This is a genomic window from Kitasatospora paranensis, from assembly GCF_039544005.1.
Taxonomy (GTDB): Bacteria; Actinomycetota; Actinomycetes; order Streptomycetales; family Streptomycetaceae; genus Kitasatospora; species Kitasatospora paranensis.
Genome location: NZ_BAABKV010000001.1, coordinates 2,089,257 through 2,107,001 on the forward strand (window position 1 = coordinate 2,089,257; position 17,745 = coordinate 2,107,001).

General features: G+C 73.0%; 11 protein-coding genes, 1 tRNA gene and 4 pseudogenes. 2 read left to right on the forward strand and 14 right to left on the reverse strand.

Annotated features, from left to right (window positions below; genetic code table 11):
- Window positions 1-20: 20 nt before the first annotated feature.
- The 12 genes and pseudogenes from shc to ABEB13_RS10485 form a co-directional block, all read right to left on the reverse strand.
- Entirely contained in the window at window positions 21-1,928 is a 1,908-nt protein-coding gene (gene shc, locus ABEB13_RS10430) for a squalene--hopene cyclase (protein ID WP_345705267.1), read from the reverse strand.
- 191 nt (window positions 1,929-2,119) lie between these two features.
- Window positions 2,120-3,120 (reverse strand): annotated as a pseudogene (locus tag ABEB13_RS10435) (polyprenyl synthetase family protein).
- A gap of 158 nt (window positions 3,121-3,278) precedes the next feature.
- On the reverse strand, window positions 3,279-4,685 hold the full coding sequence (hpnE, locus tag ABEB13_RS10440; protein WP_345705268.1) for a hydroxysqualene dehydroxylase HpnE: 1,407 nt from the start codon (window positions 4,683-4,685) through the stop codon (window positions 3,279-3,281).
- A 103-nt stretch (window positions 4,686-4,788) separates the two neighbouring features.
- The gene (hpnD, locus tag ABEB13_RS10445) at window positions 4,789-5,646 is read right to left on the reverse strand and encodes a presqualene diphosphate synthase HpnD (RefSeq protein ID WP_345709620.1); all 858 of its coding nucleotides are present in this window, start codon (window positions 5,644-5,646) and stop codon (window positions 4,789-4,791) included.
- 41 nt (window positions 5,647-5,687) lie between these two features.
- Window positions 5,688-6,626 carry a squalene synthase HpnC gene (hpnC, locus tag ABEB13_RS10450; protein ID WP_345705269.1) on the reverse strand — a complete coding sequence of 313 codons (939 nt, stop codon included), beginning with the start codon at window positions 6,624-6,626 and terminating at the stop codon, window positions 5,688-5,690.
- Window positions 6,627-6,821: 195 nt separating this feature from the next.
- Window positions 6,822-7,601, reverse strand: coding sequence for an ABC transporter ATP-binding protein (locus ABEB13_RS10455; protein ID WP_100891077.1), 780 nt, complete (start codon window positions 7,599-7,601; stop codon window positions 6,822-6,824).
- A 37-nt stretch (window positions 7,602-7,638) separates the two neighbouring features.
- A complete protein-coding gene (locus tag ABEB13_RS10460; protein WP_380231186.1) occupies window positions 7,639-8,580 on the reverse strand; it encodes an ABC transporter permease in 942 nt (313 codons plus the stop codon).
- 109 nt (window positions 8,581-8,689) lie between these two features.
- Window positions 8,690-9,562, reverse strand: a complete 873-nt coding sequence (locus tag ABEB13_RS10465) for a glycosyltransferase family 2 protein (protein WP_198524358.1) — start codon at window positions 9,560-9,562, stop codon at window positions 8,690-8,692.
- An 8-nt stretch (window positions 9,563-9,570) separates the two neighbouring features.
- Window positions 9,571-10,308 (reverse strand): CDP-alcohol phosphatidyltransferase family protein, encoded by a 738-nt coding sequence (locus tag ABEB13_RS10470; RefSeq protein ID WP_345709621.1) that lies wholly within the window; start codon window positions 10,306-10,308, stop codon window positions 9,571-9,573.
- Window positions 10,309-10,378: 70 nt separating this feature from the next.
- Complete coding sequence (locus ABEB13_RS10475; protein ID WP_100891074.1) at window positions 10,379-11,440, reverse strand: iron-containing alcohol dehydrogenase family protein; 1,062 nt, start codon at window positions 11,438-11,440, stop codon at window positions 10,379-10,381.
- Window positions 11,428-12,183 (reverse strand): phosphocholine cytidylyltransferase family protein, encoded by a 756-nt coding sequence (locus ABEB13_RS10480; protein ID WP_345705271.1) that lies wholly within the window; start codon window positions 12,181-12,183, stop codon window positions 11,428-11,430. The genes ABEB13_RS10475 and ABEB13_RS10480 overlap by 13 nt, the downstream gene beginning before the upstream one ends.
- A pseudogene (locus ABEB13_RS10485) lies at window positions 12,180-14,002 on the reverse strand (DUF5941 domain-containing protein). Before ABEB13_RS10485 ends, ABEB13_RS10480 begins: the two are co-directional and overlap by 4 nt.
- 678 nt (window positions 14,003-14,680) lie before the next feature.
- Here ABEB13_RS10485 and idi point away from each other — a divergent pair.
- On the forward strand, window positions 14,681-15,301 hold the full coding sequence (idi, locus tag ABEB13_RS10490) for an isopentenyl-diphosphate Delta-isomerase (protein WP_345705272.1): 621 nt from the start codon (window positions 14,681-14,683) through the stop codon (window positions 15,299-15,301).
- A gap of 155 nt (window positions 15,302-15,456) precedes the next feature.
- Here the strand turns inward: idi and ABEB13_RS10495 are convergent.
- Window positions 15,457-15,957, reverse strand: a pseudogene (locus tag ABEB13_RS10495) (ATP-binding protein); the annotation flags it as partial.
- A gap of 427 nt (window positions 15,958-16,384) precedes the next feature.
- Window positions 16,385-16,960, reverse strand: a pseudogene (locus ABEB13_RS10500) (DUF308 domain-containing protein); the annotation flags it as partial.
- A gap of 207 nt (window positions 16,961-17,167) precedes the next feature.
- Here ABEB13_RS10500 and ABEB13_RS10505 point away from each other — a divergent pair.
- Window positions 17,168-17,254: transfer RNA gene (locus tag ABEB13_RS10505), tRNA-Leu, on the forward strand.
- The last annotated feature ends 491 nt before the right edge of the window (window positions 17,255-17,745 follow it).

The window sequence follows — 17,745 nt, forward strand, 5'->3', positions numbered from 1 at the left end:
TGCCCGGTGCTGCTGCCCGTTCACCGGTCACCGCCCCCCGCACCGAGCGGCCGCCCGGTCACGTACCGGCCGAGCGCCGTCACCGGGAAGACCAGGCGGTACAGGTGGTAGTTGATCGAGAAGTCCCAGGGGAAGCCCGTCCCGGTGAACTGGGGTTCGTCCCAGGTGCCGTCCGGCCGCTGGGTGCGGGCCAGCCAGCGCACGCCGCGCTCGACGCTCTCGGCCCCGGCTCCGTCGGGGCCCTCCCCGGCGGCGAGCAGGGCCATCAGGGCCCACGCGGTCTGCGAGGCGGTGGAGTCGCCCCGGCCGGCCCAGGTGGCTGGGTCCTCGTAGGAGCGCATGTCCTCGCCCCAGCCGCCGTCCGGGTTCTGCCGGCTCTCCAGCCAGCGGACGGAGCGGCGGATCGCCGGGTGGTCCCGCTCAAGCCCGGCGGCGACCAGGGCGGGCAGCACCGAGCCGGTGCCGTAGATGTAGTTGGTGCCCCAGCGGCCGAACCAGGATCCGTCGGCCTCCTGGTTCTCCAGCAGCCAGGCGATGCCGCGCAGGGTGCGCGGGTCGCGGGCCCGGCCGACCTCGGCGAGCATCTCGACGACATGGGCGGTGACGTCCGCCGACGGCGGGTCGATGACCTCGCCGAAGTCGCAGAACGGCAGCTTGTTCGGGAACGGGCTGGTGTTGTCGACGTCGAAGGCGCCCCAGGCGCCGTTGCGGGACTGCATGCCGAGGTTCCACTCGACGCCGCGCCGGACGGCGGCCGCCATCCGCTCGGGCTCCGGGTGGGCGACCCGGCGCAGGGCGAGCACCACCTCGGCGGTGTCGTCGATGTCGGGGTAGGTGTCGTTCTGGAACTCGAACGCCCAGCCGCCCGGGGCGAGCTTGGGCCGCTTGACCGACCAGTCTCCGGGGGTGGTGATCTCCTCGCCGAGCATCCAGTCGGCGGCCCGCACCAGCGCCGGGTGGTCGCCCGGGAGGCCGGCGTCGCGCAGCGCGACGGTGGCCAGACAGGTGTCCCAGACCGGGGACTGGCAGGCCTCCAGCCAGCGGCGGCCGTCCTCGGTCTGCACGGTGAAGCCGTCGAACGCGTCGAGGCCGGCCTTCATCACCGGGTGGTCGAGCTGGTAGCCGAGCAGGTGGAGGGCGATCAGCGAGTACACGGCGGGCGGCTGGATGCCGCCCCAGCAGCCGTCGGCCTCCTGCCGGTCGACGATCCACCGGCCGGCCCGGGCGAGCGCGACCCGGCGCAGCGGCTTGACCGCGAAGCGGTGGTACTGGTGCATCAGCCGGTCGAGGCGCTGGAACATGCCGTCCCAGGTCGCGGCGGGGGCCAGCGGACGGGCGGGGTACGGGTCTGCCGGGTCGGCGTGGAGCTCGGTGAGCGCGAAGGGGCCGGGCCGGACGGGGCGGTGGGCCGAGACGACGGTGAGCGGCACGATGGTCTGCCGGGCCCACTGGCCGAAGGCGTAGATGTTGAGCGGGGCCCAGCTGGGCAGGAAGAGGATCTCGGGTGGGAGCTCGGGGAGTCTCTCCCACGGCCACCAGCCGAAGAGCGCGAGCCAGATCCGGGTGAAGACCCGGGTGGCGGCGATGCCGCCGGCCTCCCGGACGTACCGGGCGGCTGCCTGCATGTGGGGGGCGCCGGGGTCGTCCCCGGCGAGTCGCAGGGCGACGTACGCCTCGACGGTGGTGGAGAGTTCGGGCGGCCCGCCGTGGAAGGTCGCCCAGGTGCCGTCCTCTCGTTGCTGTGAACGGATCCAGGCTGCCGTGGCCCGGGTCTGGTCCGCGGTGCGGACGCCCAGGAACTCCCGCAGTAAAAGGTCCTCGGCGTCCATGGTGACGTTGGTCTCGAGGTCGCCCTTCCACCAACCGTCCGGGTTCTGCAGTGACAGCAGGTGGGCAGTGGCCCTGGCGAGCACCGCCTCGACGGGCACATCGTCCGATCGTCCTACCGCGGCTGAGCCGTCGGTGGGCCGTACGGCGTCGGGGGCGGGACGGGGCCGTCCGGGACGGGCACCTGGCGGGTTGCCACCCGTTCAGGTGCCGCGGGGCGGTCGCCCACCGCGACCGGCTCGGAATCGTACTCGGGGTCGAGCCGGCCGCCCGCGGTTGCTGTCAATTCACGTCACCTCTCTCGTACCACCACGAATTCGGCGAGTGCGACGAAGTGCTCGCGCACCGCGTCGGTCATCGGCACCTCGTCCAGTGCGGCGAGGGCGGTCTGGTGCTGGCGGCGGGCCTCGTCCTGAGTCCAGGCGCGGCCGCCGGCCTCCTCGATCAGGGCGGCGCGGGCGGCGAGCTGCTCCTCGCTCTCCTCGCCCCGGCCCTTGGGGTCCGCCAGCTCGTCGGCGAGCCGGCGGGACGCCGTGCCCCCTCGGCCAGCGCGGCACAGACCGGCAGGGACTTCTTGCGCTGGCGCAGGTCGCCCCAGTGCGGCTTGCCGGTGACCTCGGTGGCGCCCCAGATGCCGAGCAGGTCGTCGACGGCCTGGAAGGCCAGGCCCAGGTGGTGGCCGTAGCGCTGGAGCGCCCCGGACACCCGGTCGTCCGCGCCGGCCAGCACCGCGCCGATGGCGGCGGAGGCGGCGAGCAGCGCTCCGGTCTTGCCGCCCTCCATCTCCAGGCACTCCTCGACGGTGACGACGTCGCGCTTCTCGAACTCGACGTCCATCGCCTGCCCGTCGATCAGCCCGCGGGTGGCCGTGGTGATGAGCCGGACGGCGCGCGCGGCGTCCACGGCGCTCGCCCCGCCCGTGACCGCGGCGTCCAGCAGCACCTCCGTCCCCAGCGTCGCCAGGGCGTCGCCGACCAGGATCGCCTGGGCCGGTCCGAAGACCGTCCACGCGGTGGCCCGGTGGCGCCGGGTCTCGTCACCGTCCATCAGATCATCATGGAGCAGCGAGAAGTTGTGCACCAGTTCAACGGAGACCCCGCCGGGCACTCCGACCTCGGCGGATGCGCCGACCGCCTCCGCCGACAGCAGGGCCAGCGCAGGCCGCACGGCCTTGCCGCCGTCCCCCGCCGCCGGGTTGCCGGCCCGGTCGATCCAGCCGAAGTGGTACGCCCCGACGGTGTCCATCGGTGCGGCCAGACGGGCGACGGCCGCGCGCAACGACGGGGTGCACATGGTCCGGCCGCGCGCCAGCAGGTCGAGCACCGACGGGGTGTCCTGCACCGAACCGGCGGCCTGGGTGCGAGCCTCCACGAACGTTCCCTCTCCATGCGAAGGCCCGGCCGGAACCGCCGGCAGGCCTGGTGCGATCTCAGTGGTGACCGGGCGGGCCGTCATCGCGGCCACCGCCCGTCGCCCCGGTCGACGGGCAGCCGCCGACCGGTGCCGGCGAGCGCGGCGTCGGCCGCGGCGTGACCGCTGCGCACCGCGCTCTCCATGGTCGCGGGCCACCCGGTGGCCGTCCACGACCCTGCCAGCAGAAGGCCGGGCACGCCCGTCGGGGCCGCCGGCCGCAGCGCGGCCGTCCCCGGCGCCGGGTCGAACGTGGCCGTCCGCTCCCGGGTGACGAAGAAGTCCAGCACCCGCGCCTCGCGGGCCCCCGGAATCAGCCGTGCGAGCTCCGGCAGGTAGCGCTCGCGCAGCTCGGCGACCGGCAGGTCGATCTCCGCCTGCACGGCCGACTGGGAGAGCGCCAGGTACTGGGCGCCGGGCACCGCCAGGCCCGAGTGCGGCGTCCGGTCGAACACCCACTGCACCGGGGAGTCCAGTGCGGCGAAGAACGGCTGCTTCAGCAGCGTGCGGTCGTAGACCACGTGCACGTTGAGGATCGGCGCGGTGCCGAGCTCCGCCAGGCGGTGCTCGCCGGGGATCGCGCCGGGCGGCAGCAGCGCGGCGGCGGCGTCCTGGGCGCCGGCGAGCACCACGGTGTCGGCGGTGAGCAGCTCGCCGCCCTCCAGCCGGACGGCGTGCCGCTCGGCGCTCTTCAGCTCGACGGCGCGGGTGCGCAGCCGGACCTGCACACCGGCGCGCTCCAGCTCGGCCAGGGCGGCGTCGTGGTGGATCGCGCCGAGCGGCACGTTCGCCATGCCGATGTCGGAGGCGCCCGGGTCGGAGAGCAGGCCGGTCTTGAAGACCATCGCGGCCAGCGCCAGCGAGGTCTGCTCGGCGGTCGCGTTCAGGGTGGCGACGCCGACCAGGTCCCACAGCGCGGCGACCGTCGCCGGCGTCTGGCCGTTGCGGCGCAGCCACTCGCCGAAGGACAGCTCGTCCAGCGCCGGGTCGGCCAGGTCGAGGGCCTTCAGGGCGAGCGCGGCGCGCACCACGCGCAGCCGGTCGGCCGGGCCCAGATGCGGGTACCCGGCGAGGCTGGCGGCCAGGTGCAGCGGGACGGGCAGCCCGGCCCGGCGCAGCCGGCCGAAGGTGCGCCGGCCGTCGGCGGTGACGCTCAGTACCGGCACGTCGAGCCGGGGCTGAAGATCAACCATCCGGCCCGCGCCCAGCCGGTCGATCAGACCGCGGTAGGCGGTGCAGCAGCGCAGGAAGACGTGCTGGCCGTTGTCGACCGTGAGGTCGCCGCGGCGGAAGGAGAAGGCCAGGCCGCCGAGGCGCGGCCGGGTCTCCAGCAGCGTCACCCGGTGGTCGGCCTCGGCCAGCCGCAGGGCGGCCGTGATGCCCGCCAGGCCGCCGCCGACGACCACGGCGGCAGGGCGCTCAGCCGGCGTCCGTGCCCCTGCCGTCATGCTCCGCACCCCCTGCCGGTCTCCGGTCGTTCGTTCTCCGACAACACCATGGCACTCGCCTGTGATTCCCTGTTGACACAGCGTGACATAACTGGCGAAAGAATCAAGAACGCCCTCCGGCGAGCCCGGACAGCGCCACGTAGGCCTTCTCCCAACCCGGCAGCGAGACGCGCCCGCGCAGCACCGACTGCGGCTCCGCGGCGATCCGGCCGAGCAGCCGGTGGTAGATGCCGGCCATCGCCGCGGTGCAGGCCCGGCTGCGGCGGTCCAGCATCGGGAGCAGCCGCAGGCCCTCCTCGAACGCGGCCTGGGCCCGCTGCGCCTCGAAGGCGACCAGCCCGGCGAAGTCCGCTCCGGCGGCCGGCGTCGCGGCGCCGAAGCCCTCCTCGCAGCCGAACCGGACGAGGTCCTCGGTGGGCAGGTAGGTGCGGCCGTTGGCGGCGTCCTCGCGCAGGTCGCGGAGGATGTTGGTGAGCTGCAGGGCGAGGCCGAGGGTGTCGGCGTACTGGGCGCCGAGCTCGGGGTCGTCGCAGCCGTACACGCCCAGCGAGAGCCGGCCGATCGAGCCGGCGACGCAGCGGCAGTAGACCTTGAGCTCGTCGAACGTCCGGTACTCCACGCCCTTGAGGTCCATCTCGACGCCGTCGATCAGCTCGTCGAAGCCGCCGATCGGGATCGGGAAGCGCCGGGCCGCGTCGGCCAGGGCGACCTTGATCGGGTCGGTGTCGTCCTCGCCGACCGATCCCGTCCGGACCTCGTCCAACAGGGCGCGGGTGCGGCCGAGCTGCTCGGCCTTGCGCTCGGGGGACAGCTCGCCGTCGCCGATGTCGTCCACCCTGCGCGCCAGTGCGTAGAGGGCGGACATGGCCAGCCGCTTGGGCTCCGGGAGCAGCCGGATGCCGTAGCTGAAGTTGCGGGCCTGGAGGCCGGTCACGGCCTCGCAGTACCGGTAGGCCGCCATGACCGGCGCCGACGCCAGTGGTGATGCCGCCACGCGGGCGCTCACCTTCCCTTCGCGAAGAGTGCCGCCGCCCGCAGTGCGAGGCGGCGCTTGTCCGGCTTCGCCTGCTGCGCCAGCACGTCGTACCCGGCGGCCTCGACGGCCGACAGGGCCGCGTACCCGCCTGCGGTGAAGCCCGCGAGCAGCAGCCGTAGCCTTCCGTGAACCGTACCCACCAGCGGCGCGCCGCGGTCCAGCAGGGTCCGGGCCCGGTCGGCCTCGTGAGCGATCAGTTCACGCACCGCCGGCGAGGCGGTGGGCGCGGCCAGGTCGGCCTCGGTCACGCCGAAGCGCGCGAGGTCCTCGGCGGGCAGGTAGATCCGGCCGCGTCCGAGGTCCTCGGCGACGTCCTGGAGGTGTTCGACGATCTGCAGTCCGGTGCAGATCGCGTCGGAGAGGGCGATCCGCTCGGGGGTGGCGACGCCGGCCAGGGCCAGCACCAGGCGGCCGACCGGGTCGGCGGAGAGCGTGCAGTAGCCGACCAGGTCGTCGTGGGTGGCGTACCGCGCGACGGTCTGGTCGACCCGGTTGGCCTCGATCAGCCGGCGGAAGGGCTCGGGGGTGACCGGCTGCCGCTGCACCAGGGGGACGAGGGCGCGTATCAGCGGGTGCCGGGGCTCTTCGGCGCCGCCGTCGAGGGCGCGTTCGAAAGCGCGGTCGAGGTCGCGCTCCAGGGCGTCCAGCAGGGCCAGCCGGAAGGGCGTCGGGTCGGGGTCGGCGGCGGTGGCCGGGTCGGCGCCGAGCAGGGCGGCGACGCGCTCCGGCTCGGCCAGGTCGCCGTCGCCCGCGTCGTCCACCAGCCGGGCGAAGCCGTACACCGCCATCAGGTCGGTGCGCCAGGCGGCGGGCAGGAAGGCCGGTGCGACCGGGAAGTTCTCGAGGTCGGCCTTGTCCAGGGTGGTGCCGTCCGTCTGGGTGTCGTCCACCAGGTCGCCGTTCACCCGAATGCCGTCTGTCCTATTGTCTGATTTGGCCGAAGCCGCCACTGCCGTCACTCCCCCGTTCTACACCGGCGCCGCCGCCGCGTCCGCCTCGGACACGCCTCCCGCACCCGGTCAGGGCATCCCCGGACCGCCGCACGGCACAGGGCCGGCGCCCGGGCTGACCCCGGACACCGGCCCCGTCACGGGCTGCGATCAGCCCTGGTTGTGCTTCTCGTACGCGCGGACGACCTCGTCGGTGTGCCCGTCCATGATGAGCTCACCCTTCTCGATCCAGATCGTGCGCTCACAGGTGTCGCGGATCGCGTTGTTGTTGTGGCTGACCAGGAAGACCGTGCCGGCCTCCTTGCGCAGCTCGCGGATCCGGGCCTCGGAGCGGCGCTGGAAGCGCTGGTCACCGGTGGCCAGCGCCTCGTCGATCAGCAGCACGTCGTGCGTCTTCGCCGCGGCGATGGAGAACCGCAGACGGGCCGCCATGCCGGAGGAGTACGTGCGCATCGGCAGCGAGATGAAGTCGCCCTTCTCGTTGATGCCCGAGAAGTCGACGATGTCCTGGTAGCGCGCCTTCACCTCGGCGGGGGACATGCCCATCGCCAGGCAGCCGAGCACGACGTTGCGCTCGCCGGTGAGGTCGTTCATCAGCGCCGCGTTGACGCCCAGCAGCGAGGGCTGGCCGTTCGTGTAGATGCCGCCGCGCTCGGTCGGCAGCAGGCCCGCGATCGCCGCCAGCATGGTCGACTTGCCCGAGCCGTTGGAGCCGATCAGGCCGACCGCCTCGCCCTTGTAGGCGGTGAAGCTGATGCCGCGGACGGCGTGCACCTCGCGGATGGCCGGCGACTTCCGGCGGGAGACGATCCGGCTGAGCGCCGACGTCGCGCTGCCCTTGCCGGCACCGGCACCGTGCACCTTGTAGACGATGTGCACGTCGTCGGCGACCACGGTGGGCACACGGGTGTCGCTGGTCGCTTGGCCCATGACGGCGTCGGCTCCTCGAACGGGGGTGGAAATGGTGTCAGCCACGGCCGTACTCCTCCTCGGCGCGCCAGAAGAACACGAAACCGACCACGAAGGCGCCGACCGCCCAGGCGAGGGCGATCGCCCAGACGTGGTTCGGCAGCGTCAGGTGGCGGTGCGGGTAGTAGTGCTTGCTGAAGGTCGTCGGCATGAACGCGAACCGCATCAGGTCCATGTAGATCGAGGCCGGATTCCACGACAGCAGGGTCTTGGCCAGCGGCGGCCAGTTCGCGATGGCGCCCTGGATGCTGTACATGACGCCGGAGATGTACATCCAGGTACGCAGCAGGAACGGCATCAGCTGCGAGATGTCCGAGGTCTTGGAGCCGATCCGGGCCATGATCAGCGCCAGGCCGGTGTTGAACAGGCACTGCAGGATCAGCGTCGGGATGATCAGCAGCCAGGACATGCTCGGCATCTGGCCGCTCGCCGTCACGATGCCCACCAGCACGACCATCGAGATCAGCAGCTGCTGGAGCTGGATGACGGTGAACGCGACCGGGAGGCAGGCGCGCGGGAAGTGCAGCGCGCGGATCAGGCCCAGGCTGTCGGAGATCGACCGGGTGCCCGACTGGATGGCGCTCTGCGAGAACTGGAAGACGAAGACGCCGATGCACAGCCACGGCAGGTACTCGGGGATGCCGCCGCGGGTCTTCATCATGACGCCGAAGACCAGGAAGTAGACCGCGCAGTTCAGCAGCGGGGTCATCACCTGCCACAGCTGACCGAGCTTGGCGGTCGTGTACTGCGCCACCAGGCGGGCGGTGGCGAACGCCACGATGAAGTGCCGCCTGGCCCACAGCTGCCGGATGTACGCGGGCAGGGTGGGACGGGCACCGCTGACCGTCAGGCCGTACTTGACGGCCAGCTCCTTGGGGGTCAGACCCGCGTCAGCCCCCAACGGAGTGGAGAGGTTGACCTGGTCACTCACTGTCGACACATTCGTCCTTCACGGGATCGGAAGTCCGTTCCGCAGGGCGGTCCGGGGGTTGATCCACAGGGATCACGGTGAATATTCCGACCGGCAGTGGGGCTGCCGGCTCCTGCCATCAGATAACGGGCGGCCGACCCAACCTGGTCAATCGCCATACAGTACGCCATCGCATCGGCCGCCGCGGACCGCAGGGTTCGCGCCAGCCGGCCTTGAAACCGCCCACCCAGGCCTTGAACGCGTCGCCGGAGGGACGGCGCGCCAGGGTGAGCAGGAACCACGTCCCCAGATAGAGAGGCACCAGCGGGGCCGGAAGGTTCCGCCGGGCCAGCCACACCCGGTTGCGGGCCACGTTGTGGAAGTAGGTGGCGTGCCGGGCCGGGGAGGTCGTGGGGTGGTGCAGCACCACGTCGGCCCGGTAGTCGATCGACCAGCCGGCGTCCAGGGCGCGCCAGGCGAGGTCGGTCTCCTCGTGCGCGTAGAAGAACTCCGCGGGCAGCTGCCCGGCCTTCGGGAACACCGCCGTGCGCACCGCGCAGGCGCCGCCCAGGAAGGTCGTCACCCGGGAGGAGCGCAGCGGGTCGCTGGCGCGCAGCCGGGGGACGTGCCGGCGGGCGGTGACACCGGTCTCCGGGTCCGCGATGCGGAAGGAGACGATGCCGAGCCCCGGGTCGGCCGCGAACGCCTCGCGCAGCAGCCGGGCGGAGTCCTTGCCGGGCAGCAGGCCGTCGTCGTCCAGGAACAGCACCACGTCGACGTCCCGGCCGTCCGGGCCGAACAGCTCGATGCCGACGTTGCGGCCGCCCGGGATGCCGAGGTTCTCCGGCAGCTCCACCGTGCGCACCCCGGCGGGCAGCGGCGGCAGCGGGGCGCCGTTGCCGACCACCGCGAGCTCGACCGCCGGGCCCTCCTGGCCCAGCACCGAGTCGATCAGCGCGTTCAGCTCGGCCGGCCGGTTGCCCATGGTGATGACGACCGCGCCCAGCCGCAGGTCGCCGCTCATCGCAGCCTGCTGGAGAGCACGATGCTGAGCAGGTGCAGGACGGTCTGCGGCACGGCGATCGCGGCGAGCACCACCACCGCGAGGCGGGTGAACCACAGGCCGCCGTGGACGGCGTCCGCGATGCCCGCGGCGAGGATGAACAGCGAGGCCTCGACGGCGCCCACCAGCCGGTGGAACTTCAGCAGCGAGGCGGCCTTGCGGGCCTTGGCGACACCGGCCGAGCGCGGCACCGAGGCGCTGTCCTCGACGGCGGTCATCCCGCTCCGGGCCCGGGCGACGTCGACCAGGTCGGTCTCCGACTTGATCAGGATCGCGCCCAGCGCGGCCAGCGTGCCCAGGAACGCCCACTGCCAGGCGGACGAGGCGCCCTCCTGGTGGAACAGGTCGGTGGCGCGCAGGCCGAGACCGGTGAGCAGCGCCGCCTCGGACATGTAGTGGCCGACCCGGTCGAGGTAGACGCCGGTGAGCGAGGTCTGCCGGCGCCAGCGGGCGACCTCCCCGTCGACGCAGTCGAGCAGCAGGTAGACCTGGATCAGCAGCGCGCCGAGCACGGCGCCGGCCAGGCCCGGGATCACCAGCGCGGCACCGGCCAGGATGCCGGTGAACATCATCAGGTAGGTCAGCCCGTTGGGCGTGATCCAGGTGGCGGTGCTCAGCACACGGGTGATCCGCAGCGAGATCTTCCGCATGTACAGGCGGCCGGCCCAGTGCTCCGCGCTGCGGCGCTGGAGCATGCCCTCCGGGTGGATGACGGCGCGCAGCTCCTCGATCGAGGGCCGGCGGGTCAGGTCGACCGGGGGGCGGTCAGCGGTGGACTGATTGGACATAGTCGGCGTACGCGTCCCTGATGTCGGATGGGGAGAGGTCGAGGTGTTCCAGGATCGTGAAGCGACCCGGGCGGGTGTTCGGGGCGTAGTGCACCGCCTCGGTGAACTCCGCCTCGGTGAAGCCGATCTGGTCTGCGGTCACCGGCAGGCCGTGGGACGCCAGGCGTTCCACGATCAGGCCGGACAGCTCGCGCTCGCCCCGCAGGAAGCTGGCGAACGCTGCGCCGAGGCCGCACTGTTCGCCGTGCTGGGCGGACCGCTTGGGGTACAGCACGTCCAGGGCGTGCGAGATCTCGTGGCAGGCACCCGACGAGGGCCGGGTGCTGCCAGCGATGTTCATCGCGATGCCGGACAGTACCAGGGCCTCCGCGAGGGCCAGCAGGAGGTCCTCGTCCTCCAGCGACCCGGGGTGGCGCAGCAGGTTCTCGCCGGCCGAGCGGGCCATCGCGACGGCCAGGCCGTCGACCGGTTCGCCGGTGATCCGGTGCGAGAGCTCCCAGTCGGCGCAGGCCGAGATGTTGGAGACGACGTCGCCGATGCCGGCCGCGACGAAGCGCTGCGGCGCCTTGCGGATGACGTCCAGGTCGACCACGATCCCGATCGGGCTGGGCACCCCGTACGAGCCGCGGCCGGCGTCGTTGTCGAGCGTGGAGACCGGCGAGCAGATGCCGTCGTGGGCCAGGTTGGTGGCGACCGCGACCAGCGGCAGGCCGACCCGGGCGGCGGCGTACTTCGCCACGTCGATGATCTTGCCGCCGCCGAGCCCGACGATCGCGTCGTAGTGGCCGCCGCGCATCTGGTCGGTGAGGCGCACCGCGCTGTCCAGGGTGCCGTCCGCGACCTCGTACCAGGCGGCGCCCGGGAGCAGCGGTTCGAGCCGCTCCCGGAGCACCGCGCCGGAGCCGCCGCTGATCGCCACCGCTATCCGCCCGGAGGCGGACAGCCGCTGGTCGGCGAGGATCCCGCCGAGCGCGTCGAGCGCGCCCGGACGGATCTCGACGAACACCGGCGAGGGCAGCAGACGGGTCAGTACTGGCACGCGATCTCCCGGGCGCGGGCGAGGTCGTCGTGGTTGTCGACCTCGACCCAGGAGACCTCGCCGATCGGCTGCACGTCGATCCGCAGGCCGCGGTCGACCATCTCCTGGTAGCCGTCCTCGTAGTACAGCTGCGGGTCGCGCTCGAAGGTGGCCCGCAGGGCGTCGGCGAGGGCGTCCTTGGCGGACGGGTTGATGATCGTGACGCCGATGTACTCGCCGGTGGCCTCGGACGGGTCCATCAGCTTGGTGATCCGGCGCATGCCGAGGGCGGGGTCGACGACGACCTTCATCTCCTCGTCGGCGAGCTTCTTGACGGTGTCCAGGGCGAGCAGGATGCCGGGGGCGGCGCCCTCCTTGGTCAGCCGGTCGTTGCCGTCCAGCATGGTGCGCTGCACGGAGGACGGGTGCACGGTGTCGCCGTTGGCGAGCAGCAGGCCCTCGCCGAACAGCTCACGGGCGCACCACAGGGAGTAGGCGTTGTTCCACTCCTCGGCCTTGTCGTTCTCGACCAGGGTGAGCTTGACGCCGTACTTCTGCTCCAGCGCGTCCTTGCGGTCGTACACGGCCTCCTTGCGGTAGCCGACCACGATCGCGGCCTCGCGCAGGCCCACCTCGGCGAAGTTGCCGAGGGTGAGGTCGAGGACGGTCCGGTCCCCGTCGACCGGCACCAGCGCCTTGGGCAGGGTGTCGGTGTAGGGGCGGAGCCGGCGGCCGGCACCGGCAGCCAGGACGAGGCCGATCATGCGGTGTCTCCTGATTCATCGTGTTCTGCCGTGGCGTCGCCGAACACCCAGAAGTGGATGGACTCGGCGACGACGACCAGGGCCAGGACGGCGGCGAGCGCCACCAGGACGCCCTGCAGGGCGGCCGCTCCGGGCCCCTCGTGACCGACGGCCCCGGTGGGGGCCGCGCCGTACACGAGGACGGCGCAGAGGGTGACGAGCAGCGCCCGTCCCTCCTGTCCGCCGGTCGCGCGAACCAGCCAGCGGGCCGGCGCGCCGGTGCCGCCGCGGAGGCGGTACACCGTGTCGTAGTGATGGTAGGCGACCGCTCCGACCAGCCCGAACGCGGCCGGGAGGGCGGCGGTGTCCAGGCGCAGGACGAGCGCGAGCACCGTCAGGTACTCGCCGGCCCGGAAGAACGCGGGGGCCAGCCAGTCCAGCGCGCCGTTCAGCCGGCGGGCCAGCACCAGCGAACTCAGCAGGACGTACCCGGCGGCCGCGCCGACCGAGGCCCAGGTGCCGCCGAGCTCGTAGACGGCGGCCGGCAGGCCGACCGCGGCGAGCGCGGCCAGCACCGGGACGGCGAGCGCGGGCAGCCGGCGGGCGACGGGGCGCAGCAGCGGGGCGAGCAGTTCGGCGAGCGGGCCGCCGTCGGCCAGGATCGCCACCTCGCGGGCGGCCTGGTCGGTGCGCGGGCGGCGGCGGTTGACCGAGCGCAGTACGCGCCCGGCGGTGGTGTAGCAGCAGGCCAGCGCGCAGCCGACGAGCAGCACGGTGAGGGTGGTGCGGGGGTGGTGACGGCCGTGAGCAGGGCTATCAGGGCCCAGCGCTCGCCGATCGGCAGCACCACGATCCGGCGGGCCCAGACCGTCCAGCCGAGCCGGTCGAGACGGTTGGACAGCTGCGCGGTGGGGCTGGTGTTCCCGGTCTGGGTCTTGGTGCCGGCGGTGACCGGGTTGCGGGCGGTCTCCTGGTCGGCGGCCATGAAGGCGAAGTCGACGCTGTGCCGGAAGGTCATCAGCACCATCGCGGCGAGCGCCAGCGCCCACACGTGGTCGCCGCTGCGGCCGGCCGCGATCGCCAGGCCCGCGTAGAAGGAGTACTCCTTGGCGCGGTCGAAGGTGGCGTCCAGCCAGGCGCCGACCGTGGAGTACTGCAGGGAGTAGCGGGCGAGCTGGCCGTCGGTGCAGTCGAGCACGAAGGAGAACAGCAGCAGGAGGCCGGCGCCGACGAAGCCGAGGCGGGTCGCGGTGGCCGCGCTGGCGGCCGCGGCGAGCGCGGTGACCAGGGAGGCGGTGGTGACCTGGTTCGGGGTGAGGCCGCGGCGGGCGCACCAGCGGGCCAGGTAGCGCGAGTAGGGGCTGACGCAGAACGTGGTGAAGAAGCCGTCCCGGCCCTTCACCGCGCGGCGCAGCCGGACGGCCTCCTCGTCCACCGCGGCGACGGCGGCGCGGGCGGCGGCCTGCTCGGCCTCGGTGCCGGGCACGGTGGCGACCAGGGTGCCGAGCTCCGGACGCTGGACGGCGACGCCGCTGCGCGGGAGGGCGTCGGCCAGCGCGTCGGGCAGCGGCCGGCCGTGGCCGGCGGGCCCGTCGGCGGCCAGGTCGAGGGCGGCGGCCAGCAGGGCCTCGCGGGCGGGGGCGCCTGCGACGGCGACCGCGCCGGGCACGGCACCGGCCGGGAAGCGGGGGTCGACGAGAGCGAGCCGCAGCGCGTGGCGGTGGCCGACGAACGCCGCGTCCAGCACCGCGATCCGCTCGGCCCGCTCGGCGGTGAGCAGCTCCGCGAGCTCGGCGGCGTCACGGGCGTGCAGGACGCGGTCGAAGCCCAGCGCGGCCAGGTCGGCGGCCAGACCGCCGGCCGGGGCCGTCGCGGTGCGGCGGCCGGGTCCGGCCTGCGCGGGGATCGGCACGGTGGCGGTGGCGGTGGTGCCCGGTCCGGTGGAGCCCGCGGCCCCCGTCCCGGCGAGCTGGAGCGGGCCTGCGGCCTCGTAGGCGGCGGCCGGCTCGGAGCCGGTCACGATCACAGTGGACAGCGGGACTCACTCCCTGGCGTGGTGTGCGGTCCGGCCACAACGGAGTGCGGTGGGACGGGATGTCATATGACTGCGCCGCGGCTGCGGGGCCCGGCGCACCGGTTGAGGCTACCGGACGGTCCATTTACCCCCGAAAACGGGCGGTCCCGGGCCGCGCGGGCAGGCGGCCGGGGCGGCGGGCAGCGCGGATGCGGACAGCGGATGCAGTCAGGGGTGACGGAACCGACGGGCGGGAGCCACGGTCGGGCCGTCGGATCATCATTCCGGACAGCCGCCCCGCCTTCAAGCCGCTGACCGGCGGATATCGGGCAGATGTCCGATCATCGAACGGACACAACGTGAAGACTTCGCAACGAACTCGATCACCGATCGAACATATCGGCTGATCATTTGCCTCTTCCCGGGCCCGGCGTGCGTCGCTCCGACAGCGGTCCGCGACATGGGGCAGACTTGGGCCCCGACGCCACTTGCGAAGGGGACCCCATGCCCGACACCTCGTCGACCAGCCGCACGGACACCACGGAGAACGACTCCGGTCTCGGTGCCGCGCAGCCCCTCCCGGGAGGGGAGATCCTCCTGGAGCTCGTTGACGACGAGGGCGTGACCATCGGCACCGCCGAGAAGCACTGGGCCCACCAGCAGCCCGGCCGGCTCCACCGGGCGTTCTCGGTGTTCCTCTTCGACCAGCACGGCCGGCTGCTGCTCCAGCAGCGCGCCCTCGGCAAGTACCACTCCCCCGGTGTGTGGTCGAACACCTGCTGCGGGCACCCGTACCCCGGCGAGCAGCCGTTCGTGGCCGCCGCCCGCCGCACCGCCGAGGAGCTGGGTGTCGCGCCCGCGCTGCTGTGCGAGGCCGGGACGGTCCGCTACGACCTGCCGGACGAGGCCTCCGGCCTGATCGAGCGCGAGTGGAACCACCTGTTCGTCGGCCTGGTCACCGCCGAGCCCGCGCCCGACCCGGCCGAGGTCGCCGACACCCGGTTCGTCACGGCCCAGGAGCTCAAGCAGCTCCAGGAGGACCGCCCCTTCTCGGTGTGGTTCCGGACAGTCTTCGAGGCCGCGCTGCCGGGGATCCGCGAGATCACCGGCGGACGCGACTGGTAGCGGCCCGGCAACGAGCACCAGACGGCTGCGGGCACAACGGCCGCGGCGCGGGACGGCTGCGGGCGGCTCCGACGACGGGGGCCGCCCGGGGCGAGGTGATCGACGGCTTCAGAGGTGCCAGGCGCGGTCGTCCGGCGCCGGCACCCGGGGGCCGGGATCGGCAGCGAGGCCCAGACCACCTTGCCGCCCTCGCCCGTGCGCTCGACGTCGCAGACGCCACCCGCCTGCAGGGTGATGCTCTTGACCAGCAGCAGACCGCGGCCGCCCAACTTCCCGAGGTCGCTCTCCAGCGCCTTCGGCCGGTACGGATGGGCATCCTCGACCGAGATCCGCACCCAGCCGTCGCCGATCGCCAGCTCGGTGGCCAGGTGCGGGGAGACCACGGCGGCGTGGGTGACCGCGTTGCTCACCAGCTCCGAGACGATCAGCAGCAGATCGTCGATCATCTCCTGGTACCGCTCGCCGGCCATGCCCTGGGCGAGCAGGCGGTCGCGCACCGCATGGCGGGTCTGCGGCACCGACGCCTCCTCGGCCGCCGCCACGAACCGCCACACACCGGGCTCGGGCGCGTCGCCCGGGCGTCTGGGCCCCGGCCTCCGCGCCGTCGTCTCGGCAGCCCCGCTGGTCTGTTCCACGTCACGCCACCCTTCGCACATTGACGGGAGGCTCGTCCGTCCAGCCGCACGCACGGGGCGCCGCCGGCCGGCGGCATGTCGGGAATCGGGCGTTCCGCTCAAGGCTCCCTTGGTCCACAGAGGCTAGGAGAGCACCCGTCCGGCCCTGGTGAAGGGACTGGAACTTGGCTGCGGGTGAACTCTTCCGACCACATGCGCACGCAATCGGACCGATCGAGTCCGGTCACGATTCGTTGTACCAGCGGATCGATCAGCCCGCAGGCGGTTTTCCCAGATCAGCACGGTCGGCCTCCACGGCCTCCACGGAGGGCCCGCCGGCCGCGCCCGGCCCCTCGGGCCCGACCGATCCGTTCGACCCGCTCGCCCCGCCCTGCCGGCCCGGCCCGTCGGATCCGTACGGCGCGGTGCCGGCCTGCGCGGCCACGTCGGCCTCCGCCGCGGCGCGGGCCTCACCGACCATCCCGATCACCTGCCGGCCGCCCGCGCCGACGGCGATCAGGCCCAGCCCGTCGAAGAGCAGCCAGAGCGAGAAGTACAGCCCGAGCGTGTACCGGGAGCCGCTGGGCCACTGCGCGAGCACCAGCACGCCCAGCAGCAGGTCGAGGGCGCCGAGCAGCAGCGTCCAGCCGACCTGCGGACCGCGCACGGCGAGGCCGCCCACCAGCCGGAACGTGCCGGCGCTCAGGAACAGCAGCGCCGCGAACAGCGTCAGCCCCTCCGGATCCGCCTCCGGCCGGACCACCAGCACCACGCCCGCGGCGATGTTCAGCGCCGCCACCGCCGCACCCAGCCAGAAGAAGTTCCCCTTCCGGCCCAGCACGGCGTGCACCAGGCCCACGGCCCCGCCGATCAGCAGCAGCCAGCCGAACAGCAGCATGCCGGTGAGCGTCGCGAACGCGGTGTACAGCAGCCCCACCACCGCCACACCCACCAGCAGGACGCCCAGCCCGACCAGCACCCCGAAACTCCGTCGCAGCCCGCGCTCAGGCGCCGCCTGCCCGACCTCCGCCCTCCGTCGCCCCAGCACGATGCCTCCAGCCCGTCCGCCGCGCCGTCCGGCGCTTCCCTCCGCATGCCCGATCTGCGGTGATCCATACCCATTGACCCCACAACGTCCGGTGATACCCCCGTCCGGCGGTAGAAACGCAGGTGAGAAGCAGTCCCGCAGCCTGGTAGTGTTCTCTCTGTCGCCAGGGGGCGAAGGAAACGGAAACCCCAGGCAACACACCCGGTCCGGGTGGCGGAATGGCAGACGCGCTAGCTTGAGGTGCTAGTGCCCTTTATCGGGCGTGGGGGTTCAAGTCCCCCTCGGACACCACCTATTCGCCGACATTGTCGGCGAGGGAATGCAGGTCAGGAGCAATCCTGACCTGCATTTTGCGTTGTGCGTGAGGTCCGGCGCCGGGGGCGCGCTGCGGCCCGCGACCGTGGTCCGCACCGTGCGCCGCAGGTGCCGGCCGGCCAGGCCGCGCTCGCACATCAGGCGGGCGACCGGCACTGACGGCGCCAGGGGTTCGATCTCCGGTACTCATCTCCCTGACTATCCGTCAGAGTCAGCTCGTCCGCTTCCTGGGCGCTCGGCCTCGGGGACGCGTTCCGGTGACGGGACCATCAACTACGCTGCTGCCAGCCACAGAACCCGTGTCAAAGATCCGAGGCTTCGGCACCCTCGCAATGCGGCGCCCTGGGCCTTGCGGAGGATCCGTCTGAAGGGAGCCACCCGTGGTCGAGGCGTACGGCGGACGACAGGAGCGCGCCGGTCAGGTGCCGTTCGTCGGCAGAGCTGCCGAAGTCGGTCTGCTGGACACG

Excerpts from the sequence above, each read along its gene's own strand:
- ABEB13_RS10455 (WP_100891077.1), bottom strand. The coding sequence starts at position 7,601 with ATGGGCCAAGCGACCAGCGACACCCGTGTGCCCACCGTGGTCGCCGAC.
- idi (WP_345705272.1), top strand. The coding sequence starts at position 14,681 with ATGCCCGACACCTCGTCGACCAGCCGCACGGACACCACGGAGAACGAC.
- ABEB13_RS10470 (WP_345709621.1), bottom strand. The coding sequence starts at position 10,308 with ATGCTCCAGCGCCGCAGCGCGGAGCACTGGGCCGGCCGCCTGTACATG.
- hpnD (WP_345709620.1), bottom strand. The coding sequence starts at position 5,646 with ATGGCGGCCTACCGGTACTGCGAGGCCGTGACCGGCCTCCAGGCCCGC.
- ABEB13_RS10480 (WP_345705271.1), bottom strand. The coding sequence starts at position 12,183 with ATGATCGGCCTCGTCCTGGCTGCCGGTGCCGGCCGCCGGCTCCGCCCC.
- hpnE (WP_345705268.1), bottom strand. The coding sequence starts at position 4,685 with ATGACGGCAGGGGCACGGACGCCGGCTGAGCGCCCTGCCGCCGTGGTC.